The sequence below is a fragment of the Desulfoluna sp. CYM3A genome (genome assembly GCF_056829965.1).
Window position 1 is genome coordinate 2,003,276 of sequence record NZ_CP186556.1, and the last position, 17,380, is coordinate 2,020,655.

Below are 17,380 nucleotides of genomic sequence, written 5' to 3' on the forward strand. Positions count from 1 at the left end.
GTGAGAAAATCAAACAGCAAACGCTGATTTACATTTTGTATTTGCAAAAATAGCTGACAGTTTTCGTGTAACTATACGAAATTATGTGGTTGCCGTTTTGGCTAACTGCTTTCACATGAAATATCCTGATTAGGGAACGTATGTGATGGATATCCAAGACCTGAAAAACATTGTCCGAAAAAGCATCACACCGGGCGCATTTATTCTGGACACTAACCTGCTTCACTCGGAGCCGGTTTCTCGTTTGGCTTCCGCCTATTTCAAAGAGAGCGTCCTCAAACTGACCCTGGACTCTTCAACGGAAAGTGTCCGGGAAGATGACAAGGGCATCACCGTTGCGGGCAAAGGAATCGATGCGCCTTTTCACCCGTTCTTCCTGGAGGTGACCTTTGGGCTGGACAGCAGCGGCAACGCCTCCGTGGCACTCACCGCCAAGGTAGATCAAGGGGTGGCCCTGTCCGGGGTCATTCCCGATCTGAAAGGGACGTTGGGGGACCGCATCACGCTGGAGCAAACATCTGCACCCATCCTGACCCTGGCCTCGGACCAAACCAACCCCGAGGCACCTGCCATGGCTTTTCACGCTCTGATGGACTTGAAGGCCACCCAGCCGTCATTGGCGGAGCTTTTGGGGGAATCCTCCGTTGCCCTTGACGGGACCCTTGGCTACGCGAAAAACGGCGCGAAGCTCAGCGATGTGATGTTTAAAGGGCCTGAGATAAGACCTGTGGACCTGTTGATCGTCAAGTCGTGCACGATGGGGTGCGACGTGGGGATCCATCAATATGAAAATGGCTTTGACAACACCACGGTGTCGGTGCCTTTTCTCCGTCTCACCACGACCATTCCCTTTAAGGCACGGGGCGTCGAGCATACCCTTCCGCTCTCCGTGGAGATCTCCAATGTGGACACGCCCATTCGGTTCAGCGCGGACATCAACGACGGAATCGATGCGGCCCTGGATGAACTGGAGGTGCTGGTCAACCATGCGGGGCTCTCCGGGCTGCTTCCAAAGCACGGGTTTTCCATCGAAGAGGTGGTCAAGGTGTCGCAATTTGCCTTTGATTACGACCTCCGGCAGAAAAAAATAGTGTTGATCTCCATCAAGGTGAACAGCACCAACCCCTGGACCGTCCTCTCATTGCCGGAGACAAAGCAGAAGATCCAGGCGGCGAATGTGGCGTTTGATTTTGCCATTCGAGATCCCTTTGGGGAAAAGAGCCCCTTTGTTGCCGTGTCCGGGGATTTTATCTCAGCAAGGGGAACGGTGTCTGTCCATTCCCACTACCCGGCATGGGAGGCCCAGGCATATCTCAAGGGGGGGACGGTTCTCAAACTGGGCGAGTTGACGAACCTGTTTCTCGGCACCGACAACGAGATCCCCGAAATAGACATCTACGGCCTGGACATGGATGTGGCCTCTGACCATTACGCGGTAAAGTGCATCGCCAAGGGGGACTGGCCCCTGGTAAATGCCCATTTTCCCGTGGCCCTGACAGGCATCGGCTTTTCCATCGATCACCACGAAGATCAAACCAATGCCTGGTTCGACGGCCAGCTGATCCTGGCGGGCATCGATTTCGACCTGGAGGCAACCCACCATACCGACACCAAGGGGTGGGTGTTCAGCGGCAGCGCGGCCCGGCAGAGCCAAATCAATCTCAGTGCGTTTGTGGACGGTCTCCTCACCACATTCGGCCTTCCGACCCTGCCGGCCTCGGTGCCGGAGGTGGACTTAAAGGACCTGGATCTGACCTTCCATACGGAGAGCAAGGCCTTTGATTTTTCAGGAGAGTGCCTCACCAAGGCCTCCGTGCCCCTGTGCAACGTCAATCTGGATCTGGATGCCCGGGTGGCGTGCTCGTCTGTTGTGGACCCGCAGACAGGGAAACGCCGATTCAGCGGGCGTTTTTCCGCAGACCTTGAGGTGGCCCATGCCGTGTTCGAGCTGAGCTACGCCTTTGGAAAGGCAGAGCATGTCATCGAGGGGCAGTGGCGTCAGGGTACGGGAAAGCCCCTTTCCATCAATGATTTTCTGTCGACCATGGGCGTACCCGACTCCCTCACCCTTCCGGAAGGCATCGACCTTTCCCTCAAGGCGGTTTCCTTTGCTTACAACGCCACCAAAGAGGTGCTGACGGCAGTTGTGGACAGTTGTTCTCTTGGAGAAGGGTTTATTCAGGTCGGGAAGATCTTCGACAACACGGCCAGGGAAGCCAGTCAGACCGTGTCCGAGTCCTGGGAGGTGATCTTCGGGCTCATGCTGCCCGATGCCTGGCGATTTAGCGACATCCCCGGGACAGTGGGCAAGCTGATGGCACCCTTCGATTTTCTGGACTTTGAGCATGGATGCCTCATCGTCTCCAGCCTGGCCCTCAACAATTTCACCATTCCCGGACTGCCGAAAAACAAAACCTTTGCCCTTGCTCCGGCCAACGGCACCAACAAAGGCATGACGCTGGTGAAAGGGATCAACCTGGGCTGCACCATCGATTTCAACCAGCACACTGGTGATGCACGGGTGAAACACCTGGGGGGCATCCTGCCGGAGCCTAAGTTGCTCTTGGCTTGCGAGATCGATGAAACCCGCGATGCGGTGGATCTTGAGGCCAAGCTCCAGGGCGATGTTGTCATCGCTGGCCATGGGGGTTCCAAGCTTGCCTTTGGCGATGCGGCCGTTAAGCTTACCAGCAGCCCGCTTTCGTTTTCTGTTTCCGGGGATATCCAGATTCCCTTTTCCATTTCATCGGGAAAAGAGACCCTTTACGCCATCGGTCGCATTGGCATTACCGACGCGGAAATCGAGGCCATGCTGGACGTCTCCGCAAGCCTTCCCGGACCGGACGGCACACCGGTTCCGGCATCCCTTGACGCTCCCATGGGGCTCCCCGGGATCAAGCTGGACGCCATGGCCGTGGAGTTGGGTGCCATGTGGGAGCCCCCGGGCATTGACTTGGGGCTCGAAGGGCAGTTTCACATCGGAGGCGAGCCTGTGGGGGACGACAAATTTGCCGTGGTGCTCGACCTCGAAGGGGAGGTGCCCAACCCGACCCTTCTGTATTGCCACATCGCAGAACTCTCCATGGAAGAGCTGGTCACGGCCTGCCTGGATGCAAGCGTGAGCCTTCCTCCGTTTATCAACGACATCCGGATGTCCGACCTGACGATCTACTGGTCCGAAAGCGATCAGTACCTGCCGGACGGGACCCTGGCCTCCCAGGGCTTCGGGTTCAACGGTTTCATCGATATCTACGGGTTTGCCGCCCACGCGGGGCTTATGGTCAAAGCCTCCCAGGGGATCTCCGGGGACGCGGAGATGCCGCCCATCAACCTTCCGGGGGTCTCCATCACGGGTCGGGGAAAAGGGGTTACGGTCAATCAGGTCTACGTCAACGGCCAGTGGGAGACCGTGGACCGGTTTCCGCCGAGCACCGATCGGTCGCCCCGTGAGACCCGGACCTACCGGTTGATTCCTCCGGGCGGTCCCTTTTTGCAGTTCAATACCTTACGCTCACCGTATTTTGCGGCGAGCATCCGGGCCAATCTCCTGGGGCTGTACAGCGAAGAGATCGACGTGGAGATCTCGGACAAGGGGATGAGCTTCGAGCTGGAGTACACCATCGGCGCCATCGCCGATTTCAAGTTGGCATGTTCCCTGAAATCCACCTCGGGCTTTTCCGCATCGGCCGGATTCAACCTCGCCTTGAAGGCGGACATCGGCCCCCTGGTTGTCCTTGGGGTCAACCTGGGCACGATCCACCTCGATGTCGGGTTTCTCACAGACCTTGCCCTTTCCGTCGATCCCAAAGGGTTCGAGCTTAAGGTGGACGGCTCCTTTGAATTCGAAGGCTCTTCCCTGACCATGCCCACCCTGACCCTGGACGCCTCCTTCACAGACATGGCCAAGCTCCCCGAAGCCATTGTGAAACAACTGGGCAAAGAGGCCGCGCACATCTTCAAGGCGTTGGTGGCTGATCTCGGCGCGATTTTGAAAGAGGGCCTGGAAGAGGCAGAAAAAATCGCCAAGGAAGCCGCCAAAGAGGTGGAACAGATCGGGGAAGCCGCTGCCCAGGAAGCAGGAAAAATCATCGACGACGCCAAAAAAACCGCTGAGATCGCTGCCCACGAAGCCGAAGAAGAGGCCAAAAAAATCGGGGCCGAAGCCAAGAAGATCGCCGAGGCCGGCGAAGAAGCCGTGGCCCATATCGCGGAGGCCGCTGCCGCCGAGGTGGAAAAACTCGGTAAAGAGGCGGAGGCGGTTTTTAACGAGGCGGCCAAGGAGGTGAAAAAGGTTGAAGAGGCCGTGGCAAAAGAGGTTGAGGCCGTCGAAAAAGAGATCGCCCATATCGGGCAGGCAGCAGCCGAAGAGGTGGCGCACATTGGCGAGGAGGCAGCCCGGGAAGCAGAGAAACTGATGCAGGAGGCCGAAGAGGAGGCAAGGCGAATCGCCGAGGAAGCAGAGCGCATCGCAGACGAGATCGAAGAAGAGGCGAGAAGGATATTGGATGAGGTGGCGGAGTTCGCCAGAAAAGTGGAAGAGGAAGCCAGAAAAGCTGCAGAGGCCGTGGCCCACGCCGTGAAAAAAGCGGCAAAAAAAGTGTGGCATAAAATTTCAAAGTACTGATCCAGGCAGATGGAGTCGAACAATGAGCACCATGGGAGAGACCCAGAGAATCGTTCTGCTTGCAACGCAGGATAAAGCCCGAACAATTGCCGACGCGCACGACAAGGCAAAAAACGAGACAGACGCAGCCCACCTCAAGGCCCGGGACGACCTGGCCGATTCCCACAGGAAGGCCAAGTGGATGCAGGCACCCGTGCTTGCCTTCGGATTCAACCAGTCCCGGGAGGTCCGGTGCTGGCAACCCGTGTCGGAGGCACCGCCTGCCTCCATCCATGAAGAAAACACCCTGGTATCCGACATCGTGGCGGACAGCCGGGCCAAACGCCTCTACTGGGCCGTACCGGACCGGGGCGTCATCATGTCGGCCAACCTGGACGGCACGGACAAGCAGGCGGAGTTCCATGCCAACACCCCGCAATCCCTTGCCCTGGATACAAAAAATGGAAAGCTGTTCTGGATTTCCAATTTTTCCTGCATCATGCAGGGCGATCTGAACGGCTCACAGGCCATGAGACCTGTCCTGGATATCTATGGGTTTTCAGGGGAGCTCAAGTACATGAAGCTGGCCATGATCACCCGCGAGGACGGCACCCATGTGTTTTACTGGGCCGACGGGCATCGGGTCATGAAGGCCACCGGCAACGACGACATGGCGGCGGTGATCACCCCCGAGGTGTCGCCCAAGCCCACCTACGTGGCCCTGGACCATGGGCGGGGACGTCTCTACTGGATGGATGAAGAGCTTAAGCAGATCATGAAGGCTGGGTTGGACGGCAGCAACCCGCAAAGGGTCTGCGCCGTGGAACCCATGTACATCAACAAGGGCATGGCCGTGGATGATGTGCTGGGGGACGTCTATTTTATCAACAAGGCGGGGGAGGGCACGGTCCTTCAGCGCTGCGACAGCCAATCCGCCACTGTGGAGGAGGTGATGCCCCTGGGAGCCGACAACCAGGGGTGGGGCCTGAGCCTGAATATCAAGGCCACAAGCCTTGAACTCCAGGATGCCCTTGCGGGCAGGGCCGCCGCCCGCCTCAAAGCCGCAGACGACAAGAAAGCTGCCGATCAGCAAGCATCAGAACGTATTGCCACGGCCCACGAGGACAAGCAGAACAAGATCCGTGCGTCGCAGAAAGCCGTTGAAGACGCGGGAACGCAGGCTGCAGCGACCAGGGAGGTAGAGGACATGTGCAACGTGCGGACGCGCAAGGGACCGCTGACCGTGATGTGGCCCGGGCCCGGGAACAGAAAAACCAGCATATCGAAGCCAAGCGCCAACAGGCAGAGGAGATGGTCCGAAGGGCCCATGAGGACGCTGCGCAACGGACCGCGGCCCAAGGATAACGTACCATGCACGAAGGAAGCAAAGGGATACGATGCGTTGAGAGGATTTACGGAACATCACACGGCATCCGGTCAGCCAGGCGGCCTGGATCGGGCCTTGGACGAGTGGCGAGCCATTGTCGGCGACGCGCATGTGGAGACCGAGGAAAAGGCGCTTCGACGCGCGGCCGGGGCCACCTTTCCTCAGCTCAACAGGGTTGCTGCCGTTGTCAGCCCGGGCAGTGTGGCCGAGCTGCAGCGGTGCATGGCGGCGGCGCATCGGCATGCCTGCCCCGTGAGCGTGATCAGTACCGGAAAAAATTGGGGGTACGGCTCGGGTGCTCCAGTATCGGACAACTGCACGGTCATCAGGCTCTCCAGGCTGACGGCCATCACCGGCTACGATAAGGCGTTAGGTACCGTTACCGTGGAACCGGGGGTGACTTTTGCCCAACTCAACGCTTTTTTCAAAGCCCACGGTGCCGCCCATTTTTTGAACTGCCCGGGCAACACGGCCCATGCCAGTATCACCGGGGTGACCATGGAGCGCGGCCTGGTGCCCGGTCCCCGGCCCGACATGTGGGAGAACATCGCCAACCTTAAGGTGATGCTGGCCGACGGCACATGGGTCCATGGCGGCCACTCCCGTTTTGGGGATGTGAGAACCGGAAAACTCTATCGGCACGGGCTGGGGCCGTCCATGGGCGGCTTGTTTACCCAGTCCAACTACGGCATCGTCACCGAGATGACCCTGTATGTGGACCCGTTCCCCGAGCACTTCAGGTACCTGGCGTTTTCACTGCCGAAGAGCGCCGATTTCCCGAAGGTCCTCACCCGCATCCGGGAGCTTAAGCAACGGCAGGTCCTCGGGGGCTGCTGCACCCTGTTCAACGACCTGCGCCTGATCTCCTTTTTGGACACCTACCCGTGGCAGGAGGCCGGGGGCCGGACGCCCTTGCCCGGGGCGTGCCGAAGCGGGATCCAGAGGCGCCTGGAAGGGGGGGAGTGGACGGAGAGCTCGGCATCGAGGCCTTTAACGAAGCGGACGGAAACAACAAGCTGACGGAGGTGATGCGCGAGCTTTCCCCTTACACCGACGATTTTTTCATCGGCGAGGTCAATGAGCCCAACGCCTTTTATAACCCGGAGATGCAAACCGGCCTCCAGTCCGTTTTACTGGAGGAAAAAAACAATGCCGGATCACCCGGACCCGGATGCCGACTGGTGCGGAACCATCTGGTGCGTTCCGGTGGTGCCGTTTCGCAACGAGGATGTGAGGCTCTGCCTGGATATCGTGGAAAACGTGGTGACAGCCCACGGCTTCGAGGCCGGGGTGACCCTTCGGTTCATGAGTACCCGGTACCTCTATGTCATGGCGGGCATCGTCTACGACCGGGATATTGCCGGTGAAGACCACAAGGCCATGGCCTGTTACGACGCGCTTCTGGCCTCACTTTATGAGCACGGCTATCTGCCCTACAGGCTGGGTATCCAGAGCATGGGATAAGACACCGTCACCGCTTAACGCCTCCCTGGCAAGGGCGTTGAAGGGGGTGTTCGATCCCAACCACATTCTCTCCCCCGGCCGATACGAGTTTTCCTGATGAAACGTCGCCATCTTTTTGAATTTTCAGACCAGCGGTGGCTGCCCCGACGGCTCAGGCACTACCTGACGGACCTCTTGCAGTGCCAAATGGACTGGGACGGCACCTACGATGTGGTGCTCCCCATGCTCAACCGGGTTTTGGCGCATCGCCCCCAAGGGCCGGTGATCGACCTCTGCTCGGGATCGTCGGGGCCGTGGAAACGTTGGATGGCAGACAAGAAGCTCCAGGGGCGATCCGTGATCCTTACGGATAAATATCCGAGTGCGGAAGGGGGAGGCACCCTTCCTCCGGGGTTAATCGCCTATCCAGGCCCCGTGGATGCGCTGCGCATTCCGCCGTCCCTGAAGGGCGACCTCACCCTTTTCACCTGTTTCCATCACTTTCCCCCTCGGGACGCCGTCACCATCCTGGAACAGGCGGTGGCCCAGGGGCGGGCTGTTTGTCTGTTCGAGTTTACCCGGCGACGGTTTTCTACCCTGGCGGGGATGCTCTTTTCCCCCCTGGTGGTGCTGGTCCTCACCTTGAGGATCAGGCCTGTGTCCCTGGACCGGCTGTTCTGGACTCTCTGTGTCCCGGTGGTGCCCCTTGTCTATCTGTGGGACGGCATGGTGTCCCACCTTCGGACCTATTCGGTGGCAGAGCTTTCGGCGCTTCATGGCGCCTTTGACAATGATTATACGTGGGAATGCGGAATCCTTCCCGTTCCCGAAACAGGTCAGGTTGTTTCCTATCTGGCCGGATACAAGTTAACTTTATAGCCTGGATATTTCACGTGTCGGGTCCGCCGTTCGGCGTCGAGCTGCAGATGTAGTTTTTTACCTCGAAGCTCTGATAACGCAGAAGATGGGTGCACTCAGCTCGCTCGAAGGGTGAGAAAATCAAACAGCAAACGTCGGTTTACATTTTGCATTTTGAAAATAACTATCATTTTTATTGCAGCTATCCGAAGTAATGATATTTTTCTTTTGGCTGGCTGTTTTTTCATGAAATATCCGGGATAAGGAGACACCGTGAGAATCAATGCACATACCCACATTTTCAATCTCGCATCGGTTTTCTCAAGCGAGACGTTGGAGATCCTTTTGCGGCGGGTGACGGAGGTGGACGTCCCCGAGGTGTTTAAAAACGACCTGCGCAGCCTCCTGGAAGAAACTCTGACAAAGGCCGGAGAGTACGCCGAGGTGGAGTCCCTGGTGGATGCCTTCGTGAAAAAGGCTGCCCTTGCAGAGCGACTCAAGGCCCTGGATTCAGTGAACAGCGTGGCCCTTGAGTTCCTCGGTGCAGATGAGATCGCCAAGGCAGGGGCACTGGCCGTTGTTGAAAAACTGAAAAAAGCCCTCTCAAGGGATGATGCCGGGCGCCACCGGATGCCCATCGGGGATCTCCTTGATTTTGTTCTTATCGGTCTGAAGCCCGGCATCTCCGCTGTGACGGCCCACATCATGGAGCAACTGAACGAAGACGACCTCATCGTTGCTCTGATGATGGATATCACAAGCGGAGGGAGCAACGATGCGGAGCTGTTTGAGCGCCAGGTACAGGATACCTCGGACCAGGTGTTGAGGTATCCGGGGCGGGTCCTTCCCTTTATCGCCGTGAACCCCCTGCGGGACGGCCATCGGCATATTATGGAGCGGGCTTTGCTCTCCCGAGGGTTTGTGGGGGTTAAGCTCTACCCATCATTGGGCTATGATGTGGATTCTCCTGAGATGCACGCGGTGTATGATTTTTGTCATCCCCGCGGCATCCCGATCCTCATGCACTGTACCCCCGGAGGCTTCTACGCCAAGGAGTCGTTTCAGGGAAACAGCGAGCCCCGATTGTGGGAGCCTATCCTGAAGAAGTATAATGGGCTCAAGGTCTGTTTTGGTCACTTCGGCGGCGGTGAAAACCTCTGCGGTGCCAAGATCCCAACCGACTCCTGGACCTCCCAGATTTTGTCTTTGATGCGCGATCCCGACAACACGGGCGTGTATGCGGACATCTCCTTTCACACCGAGCCCATGGAAGGGGGAAACGGCCAGGCGCATTACATAGGTCACCTCAAAGAGCTCCTCCATGATCCGGTCATCGGCAATCGGATACTCTTCGGCACGGATTTCTGGCTGGTCCGTACAGCACTGTCCGAGGCAAGTCACTGGGAGTACTTCGAGAAAGTCCTGGATGACGAGGGCCTGTTCAGGCAGCTCACCACAACCAACCCACGTGGTTTTCTGGGGTTTGGCGATGCCCCCGGCACAGGGGAGGAGAACATGCGCCACTACGTCCAGTTTATTAAGGACCACCGTGGGACCATGAATCCTGTGTCCGCAGCAAACTGGATCAAAGACGAACTGCAGGCGAAAGGCGCCGACGTGAACTGGACGACCACAACACCCAACGCTCGTTGGAATGCCAACAATGAGGCCCATGTCCGGCTTTTCTGGTATCTCAGGGACAATCAGATGGGTAAGAAAGACAGGTCGTCCGCTGATTTTTACACCGACGCCTATTTTTCCGTTACCCGATTGCAGTACTGGAACAAGGGGTTTGAATCATCGGCGATTTTCTACCGAAAATGTGAAGCGCTGGCAAAAGGCATGGATCGGTACTTTCGGGAGAGCAAGGCCACGTATGAAGAGAAGGCGAATCGCACCATGGCCGTGCAGAAACTGATTGCTACCCTTGCCGATGAGGGGAGCGTCTTTGTTGATTTGGCCTCCCTTTGCGACGAACTCTACAACTTTTCAACTGAAGGGGCCTGATGTTCAAGCCCGCGCACAACCCGATAACCGACAGGAGCTGATCTGTGATGAAACAATATGTGCTTGCCTGTTTGCTTGTGATGTCTGTATCCGGTTTTGTTTATGCCTCACCCAGGGACCGTTTTGTGGAGATTTCACCGAAAATAGCCACCGATGAAAGTTCCAGCGACTGGACCCTGGGCCTTTCCTACGATGTGAATTACCCGTGGTCCAATCTGCAATCTCATCAATTGGGCGAAGCAGAGTCCTTTGTTCAGCTTCAGCTCAAGGGCACGGTCCTTGAAGACAAGGACCTGAATAACGAGGCCCTTGTGTCTCAGGTGATCGCAGGTTTTTCCCTTCTCGGAGGTCAGGCGGTTTCCCCTGACTTTTCACCGGGCATGGATCCCAATGCGGGCGTGGGGGCAAGCAAGGACAAAAGCAGCTGGGGGTACATCTACGGAGGTTTCAACGCCCGGCACGAAACCATCCAATCCTTTGACGAGCAGAACCTTGCCGCAGGTATTGAAGCCGGTTACATCAACATACGAACCGAAGGGCCCTTTTCCTTTATCCCTTCTGTGATCGTTGCAGGGGAGTACGTCAACGGGGTGGCATCGGACATCGAGGAAGATGCCTACGGTCGTTTCCGTGCGGAGGCATCGCTCAAGTGTGCCTTCGGTGAGTTGCTGTTTGATCACAAGGCCCTGATGCCCTTTGGGCTTCGTCTGGATGGACGGTACAACAGGGCCTGGGACATGGACGGCAAACTCAAGGCGGCAGACCAGGACGAGGTCTCCTATCTGGCTGCGGCCCTGACCTACAGCAGCACCATGACCCTATCGTTTTTGAAGAACCCGGTTTTTTTCATCCGGTACGCAGACGGACGGATTCCCCCCAATACAACCGATGAGAGGGTCGTGACAGCTGGTGTGACCCTGCCTGTCTTGTGACTCTCAGAGGTCGCCTATAAGTGATTCATGCCTATATGTCTCAGATTGTCAGGATGATCTGAACCGCTTGTTATGTGACATCCTGTAGCGTGTGCTTGCGCACCATGTGTCCGGAAAACCGACACCTTTTGCCATTTATCTGTGAAACGGTCTCCCGACCATGGATTATCATGACCGTTACGATTTTTCGGGCATCGCAGCACCACCCTACCTCACACTCCTACACCGTCGGCTTCGTGTTATGCCCATGCAAGGGTCTGTTTGTGTAGCCTTTTTTATTGTGCGGGGCTACGCGGTTTCCTTGCAGCTAAGGCAGAGCCGCCAGGGAGCGAAGCATTCGCAAATTGCTTTCGAGGTGGCACACCTCGCCGCCGGAGACCTTTTTTTTGACCTACTTTGTCCTTGTCCAAGGCAGATGGCTGTGACCTCCCGGGGGGTGAGCCCCCGCTTTTTTACTTCGGCTTCCCTGCGGATGGCAGGGATTGATGCGGCGAGTGTTTCCCGGTTCATACGAATCCCTTCTGTTGCCAGGATATGGGCCAGGGCGGATGTCCCTGAGTGCTTGCCCGCCACGATAGTCGGCGCTTCCCGGCCCACGGCGGCCGGGGCAAAGGGCTGGAAGGCTGTTGGGTCTTTGAGCATGGCGTGGGCGTGGATGCCCGATTCATGGGTGAAGACCGCAGACCCGGTGATGGGTTTGGTGGGGGCGGGGGATATGCCGGTGATCTGCTCGGCAAGGGCGCAGAGCCGGGGCTGGGCGGTCAGGTCCATGCCCGTGGACAGGGGGGTGCCCCAGGCAAGGGCTGCTGCAACCTCTTCCAGGGCTGCGTTTCCTGCCCGTTCGCCCAGGCCGCCCACGGTGACACTGAGGGCATCAATGCCGGATTCGGCGGCGGCCACGCTGTTGGCCGTTGCCATGCCCAGGTCGTTGTGTCCGTGGAATTCCAGTGGCATGCCCGAGGCCTTGAGGTCGGTGACGAGGCGGCTCACCGCGTGGGGTGTGAAGATGCCCACGGTGTCTGCCAGGCGAACCCGGCTTGCCCCTGCTTCCCGGGCGCAGCGGACAAAGGCATTGAGGGTTTTCTTTTTAGCCCGGGATGCGTCCATTGCGCCCACGGTGCAGGTGTCAAAGGTTGTTTTTGCCCGGGCAACGAGGGCGCAGAGCGCCTCCAGCACCTGTTCCGACTCTTTGCCCGTTGCCGCAAGGAGCCTGTCTGAGACGGGAAAACTCAGGTGAACGCCCTGGGTTCCGCAGCCCATGGCCAGCTCAAGGTCCTCGGCCGTGCCCCGGCACCAGCAGGTGAGGGGAGATTTGAGCTTTAATCTCGCCATTTCCCGGATGGTGTGTCTCTCCTCGGCTCCCATGGCCGGGGTCCCCACCTCCAGCTCATCGATCCCGGCGTCCGAAAGGGCCGCAGCAAGGGTTATCTTCTCTTTTCTGGTGAACGCCACGCCCGGTGCCTGCTCCCCGTCCCGCAAGGTGGTGTCGGAGAGGATGACGCGTCCCGATGTCTTATATTTTGTGTCCATGGTTGATATCCCACTTAATATGTATATGAAGAGTTCTCCAATGTGTCAGGAGGAGCGCCGCACTCCTGTGCGGCTTTTGGGTGCACGCGACTCATGAAATATCCGGGTTAGGCTGTCGGAAACAAATAATCACACAGTAGTTCGCCAGAACACCGCTGGGATTTGACCCGAGGAACGAGGGACAAAGTCCGGCGGTAATTTGCTTTCAAGGTGGCACACCTTGCCGCCGGAGGCTGTTTCCTCTCTTTTGCAGCCTTACATGTAGCTGTACCCCACATCCGAGGTGGTCTGCCTGGCCTCAAGAACGGCGTTGACGATGTTGTCGTAGAGCCGCTGGGTTCCCCGGTAGCCGACGTGGAGGGTCCGCTGACCGCCGAAACGGTCGTGGATGGGAAAGCCCACTCGGATCAGGGGAATCCCCAGTTTCCGGGTTATGGAGTAGCCCTTGCTGTTGCCGATGAAAAGGTCCGGAGACACCTTCAGGGCCGCCTCTTCGATGTCCTGAAAGTCTGCCTCTTCGATGATCTTTACGTCTTCTTTCATGTTGTCCGGCAGGGTCTTTTCCAGAACTTCTCTCATGTGCCCGCTGGTGCCCCCTGAGGCGCAGACCACGGGGACGATGCCGATTTCGCAGAGAAAACCCGCCAGCCCCACCACCAGATCCTCTTCTGCGTAGACCACGGCCCGTTTGCCTGAGATGTATTTATGGCCGTCCACAAAGGCGTCCAGAAGGCGCCCCCTCTGCCGGGTGTATTTTTCAGGCACGTCACGACGCGTGAGGGCCGACAGGGTGGCGAAAAAGTGATCGCAGGCCTTGATGCCAAGGGGCAGGCCCGTGCGATGGACCGGGATATTGCATCGGGCCTTGAGAACCTGGGCACCGCTTCGTTTTTCGCTGCAGACGCGGCTCAAGTCGATGGTGGCGCGGGCTCCGCCCATCTCCCGGATCTCGTCGATGCCGATGCCCCCTGTGGGGATTTTCTGGTAGCTGTCCCACAGCTCGCCGTCCAGGGTCTCTGAGTAATCCGGGAGCATGAAGCAGCCTGTGTCGAAGTCATCCAAAATTTCCCGGATATGCCGCATGTCCGCCGGAGAGACCATGCCGGGCAGGATGTTGATGCACCCGTTGTTTCCGCCCAGGCTGTCTGCAAGGGCGTGGAGCAGGGCGGCCACGGCGTCGTGGAAGCCGTCCACATGGGTGCCCCGGTAGCTCGGGGTGGAGACGTGGACGATTTCCGGCAGGCGACCACCGGACTGCTCAGCCTTGAACTCCTTTAAGATCATGCCCACGTCATCGCCGATGGTCTCGCTCAGACAGGTGGTGGAGATGCCCACCAGCTCCGGTTTGTACTGGCGGGTGACGTTGGTGATGGCCTGCTTCAGGTTGTCGCCCCCGCCGAAAATGGCCGTGTCTGGAGAAACTGGAGGAGGCAATGTCCACGGGCTCCCTGAAGTGGCTGATGAGGTATCTCCTTATATAGGTGGCGCATCCCTGGGACCCGTGCATCAGGGGCACGGAGCCACGGATTCCCTTGAATACCAGGGACGCCCCCAGGGGCGTGCAGAGTTTGCAGGCGTTGGTTGTGGCCGAGTCGTTGTAGGTGACGTCCATGTCTCTCTCCTTGGGTGGATAAATGGGAAATGGTCCCTCCGGTGCTGGAGGGGGATGTCTTAAAAAAATGCCTTCAATACACACGGTTTCGTGCTGGTGCAAACTGCCACACCGGGCTTCGGACCGTGGTGTATACCTCCTTGGCGAAATTGTGCATTCCTTTGAATCCCGCCAGGGGCGTTTTTCGCTCGTGGTTGTGGTCGCAGAACCCGATGCCCATCTTGTAGGCGATGGGTCTCTCCTTTACCCCGCCGATGAAGATGTCGGCCTCCTTTTCCGTGATGTAGGTGGAGAGCTCCAGGGGGTTGGAGTCGTCCACGATGATGGTGTCCGTGTCGCACATTTTTTTGAGCAGATCGTAGTCCTGGGTGTTGCCGGTCTGGGACCCGACCAGGACCGTTGTCATGCCCAGGTACCGGAGGGCCTTAATGAGGGAAAATGCCTTGAAGGCACCGCCCACGTAGATGGCAGCCTTTTTGCCGTGGAGCACCTTTTTGAACTCCAACAGGTCCGGGTGGACAGCCTCGATTTCCGTTTTTACCAGGGCCCGGGTGGCTTCCATCACGTCCGGGTGGTCGCTGAAGTGGGCGGCCACGTCGTAGAGGGCCTGGGCCGTGTCCTCTAAGCCGAAGTAGGAAACCCGGATGTAAGGGATGCCGTAAGCCTCTTCCATCATCTCGGCCAGCTGGAGCATGGCCCCGGAGCACTGCACCACATTAAGGGTCGCGCCGTGGCTCCGTTTGATCTTCTCCACCCGGCTGTCCCCGGTGAGGACCGAGACCACCTCCACGCCCATCTTCCGGTAGTACTCTTCGATCATCCACGCTTCCCCGCTGATGTTGAATTCCCCCAGGATGTTGATGCTCACCGGTGGGATGCCGCTTGTGTCCCCCGTTCCCACAAGCTGGAAAAGGGCCTTGCAGGCCGCCCTGTACCCGTCTTTTTTGGTTCCCTTGAATCCTTCCGAGTGCACGGGAATCACGGGGATCCCCTTTTCTTTGGTTACGGCTTTGCAAACGGCGTCCACGTCGTCTCCGATGATGCCCACGATGCACGTGGCGTAGACAAAGGCCGCGGCCGGTGCGTGGCGATCGATGAGGTCCGTGAGGCACTGGCGGAGTTTTTTTTCACCCCCGAAGACCACCTGCTCCTCCCGCAAATCCGTGGAAAAACTGAGGCGATGGAGCTGGGGCCCCGAGGAGAGGGCTCCTCGGATGTCCCAGGTGTAGGCCGCGCATCCGATGGGACCGTGGACCAGGTGAAGGGCGTCGGCCACCGGGTAGAGAACAACCCGCGAGCCGCAGAAGACACAGGCCCTCTGACTGACCGAGCCTGCGGCGCTTTTGGTTTCACAGTCCATTTGAAAGGTGGTGAGGTCGTTTCTGTGGACCTGTTTTTCTCTCTCTTTAAGGATGTTCAATTCCGTCATGCTGTGGCTCCTTTGGTGGGTGGTTGACGAATATCATGACGATAACGTCGCAATGACTGTGCCAGTCGGAGATTGTTTTGTGGGGTTGCGTGGGTAATTTGCCGTAATGTCAGGCTTTGCGGGATTTTCTTGATGGGTTGTGTGCGCGTGGGTTCACGCTACGTTGTGTTCGTAATGACAATTTTGTTGACTTGATGTTGAGAAATAACATCGATGTCTCTTTTTTGGGGGGCGACGCTGTCGCGGATCGATTCCACAGTCACGAAGCGGAGGACTCCTGTGAGACGGCAGAAAAAAGGATCTTGAGTGGGGTTTCGTTTTATCGCGATATGTCTGAAACAATGGGGTTATGGGTGAGGGGCTATAGGCTAAGCCGTCGCAACCGATACAGCCGGATATAGGTGGGGGGTGGGGAAGCAGTGTCGGGTCTGGCTCTGACTTGGGGAATGGGTATTGAACAGTGTTACTACAAAAATGTTGTGCCCTTGGATTGTTATTACAATTTTGTTGGCAAGGTGGAGGTGAAATTCCTCGGGTATCGCGTGGGGTGGATGTGGGATTTATGGCGCTTTATAACGATTTATCAATATGTTGAGAGTTTTCGATGCTGTGGATTACTCGCCATGGCATGGCTGTTGCTACGTAAACTCTGCGAACGACGAATTTTGATTTCCCGGGTTTGCCCGTTGAAGGCCCCGAAAGGGACGGGCACCCGGCATCTACCCAACGACTCAACACCTTAAGGAGACACACCATGAGAAAAATTGCGATCTATGGGAAAGGCGGCATCGGAAAATCCACGACAACCCAGAACACGGTGGCGGGCCTGGCGGAGAGCGGCGAAAAGGTGATGGTGGTGGGGTGCGACCCCAAGGCCGACTCCACGCGGCTCCTTCTTGGGGGGCTGGCCCAGAAGACGGTGCTGGATACCCTGCGTGAAGAGGGCGAAGACGTGGAACTGAGCGATGTGCTGAAGGAAGGCTTCAGGAACGCTGTCTGCACCGAATCCGGGGGCCCCGAACCTGGCGTCGGGTGCGCGGGCCGGGGCATCATCACCTCCATCAACCTGCTGGAGCAGCTGGGGGCCTATTCGGACTCCAAGGAGCTTGACTACGTGTTTTACGACGTCCTGGGCGACGTGGTGTGCGGCGGGTTTGCCATGCCCATCCGGGAGGGCAAGGCCCAGGAGGTCTACATCGTGGTCTCCGGTGAGATGATGGCCATGTACGCGGCCAACAACATCTGCAAGGGCATCGTCAAGTTTGCGGAGTCAGGCGGGGTGCGTCTCGGCGGGCTCATCTGCAACTCGCGAAACGTGGATTTTGAAAAAGAGATGATCGAAGAGCTGGCCAAAAAGCTCGGGACCCAGATGATCCACTTTATCCCCAGGGACAATGTGGTTCAGCGGGCCGAAATCAACAAGAAAACGGTCATCGAATACGAGCCTGAAGATCCCCAGGCCGATGAATACCGTACCCTGGCCAAGAAAATTTCGGAAAACACCCTGCACGTGATTCCGACCCCCATTGAAATTGAAGAACTCGAAAGCCTTTTGATGGATTACGGCTTGGGTGGGTAA

At 57.8% G+C, this 17,380-nt stretch carries 10 protein-coding genes and 1 pseudogene; 7 read left to right on the forward strand and 4 right to left on the reverse strand.

Annotated features, from left to right (window positions below):
• Positions 1-145 precede the first annotated feature (145 nt).
• From ACOYW1_RS10360 to ACOYW1_RS10385, 6 genes are all read left to right on the forward strand, one after another.
• Positions 146-4,624, forward strand: a complete 4,479-nt coding sequence (locus ACOYW1_RS10360) for a hypothetical protein (RefSeq protein ID WP_482422733.1) — start codon at positions 146-148, stop codon at positions 4,622-4,624.
• A gap of 22 nt (positions 4,625-4,646) precedes the next feature.
• The gene (locus tag ACOYW1_RS10365) at positions 4,647-7,010 is read left to right on the forward strand and encodes an FAD-binding protein (RefSeq protein WP_482422734.1); all 2,364 of its coding nucleotides are present in this window, start codon (positions 4,647-4,649) and stop codon (positions 7,008-7,010) included.
• 129 nt (positions 7,011-7,139) lie between these two features.
• The gene (locus tag ACOYW1_RS10370) at positions 7,140-7,454 is read left to right on the forward strand and encodes a hypothetical protein (protein WP_482422735.1); all 315 of its coding nucleotides are present in this window, start codon (positions 7,140-7,142) and stop codon (positions 7,452-7,454) included.
• 96 nt (positions 7,455-7,550) lie between these two features.
• A complete protein-coding gene (locus ACOYW1_RS10375) occupies positions 7,551-8,312 on the forward strand; it encodes a hypothetical protein (protein ID WP_482422736.1) in 762 nt (253 codons plus the stop codon).
• A 252-nt stretch (positions 8,313-8,564) separates the two neighbouring features.
• The gene (locus tag ACOYW1_RS10380; RefSeq protein WP_482422737.1) at positions 8,565-10,298 is read left to right on the forward strand and encodes an amidohydrolase family protein; all 1,734 of its coding nucleotides are present in this window, start codon (positions 8,565-8,567) and stop codon (positions 10,296-10,298) included.
• Positions 10,299-10,345: 47 nt separating this feature from the next.
• Entirely contained in the window at positions 10,346-11,230 is an 885-nt protein-coding gene (locus ACOYW1_RS10385) for a hypothetical protein (protein ID WP_482422738.1), read from the forward strand.
• Positions 11,231-11,518: 288 nt separating this feature from the next.
• On the opposite strand, the gene ACOYW1_RS10390 is transcribed toward ACOYW1_RS10385, so the two are convergent.
• The 4 genes and pseudogenes from ACOYW1_RS10390 to nifE form a co-directional block, all read right to left on the reverse strand.
• Positions 11,519-12,760, reverse strand: coding sequence for a homocitrate synthase/isopropylmalate synthase family protein (locus ACOYW1_RS10390; RefSeq protein WP_482422739.1), 1,242 nt, complete (start codon positions 12,758-12,760; stop codon positions 11,519-11,521).
• Positions 12,761-13,015: 255 nt separating this feature from the next.
• The gene (locus ACOYW1_RS10395) at positions 13,016-14,194 is read right to left on the reverse strand and encodes a nitrogenase component 1 (protein ID WP_482422740.1); all 1,179 of its coding nucleotides are present in this window, start codon (positions 14,192-14,194) and stop codon (positions 13,016-13,018) included.
• A 40-nt stretch (positions 14,195-14,234) separates the two neighbouring features.
• Positions 14,235-14,372, reverse strand: a pseudogene (locus tag ACOYW1_RS10400) (nitrogenase component 1); the annotation flags it as partial.
• A gap of 73 nt (positions 14,373-14,445) precedes the next feature.
• Complete coding sequence (nifE, locus tag ACOYW1_RS10405) at positions 14,446-15,801, reverse strand: nitrogenase iron-molybdenum cofactor biosynthesis protein NifE (protein WP_482422741.1); 1,356 nt, start codon at positions 15,799-15,801, stop codon at positions 14,446-14,448.
• Positions 15,802-16,480: 679 nt separating this feature from the next.
• Here nifE and nifH point away from each other — a divergent pair.
• Complete coding sequence (nifH, locus tag ACOYW1_RS10410) at positions 16,481-17,380, forward strand: nitrogenase iron protein (RefSeq protein ID WP_482422742.1); 900 nt, start codon at positions 16,481-16,483, stop codon at positions 17,378-17,380.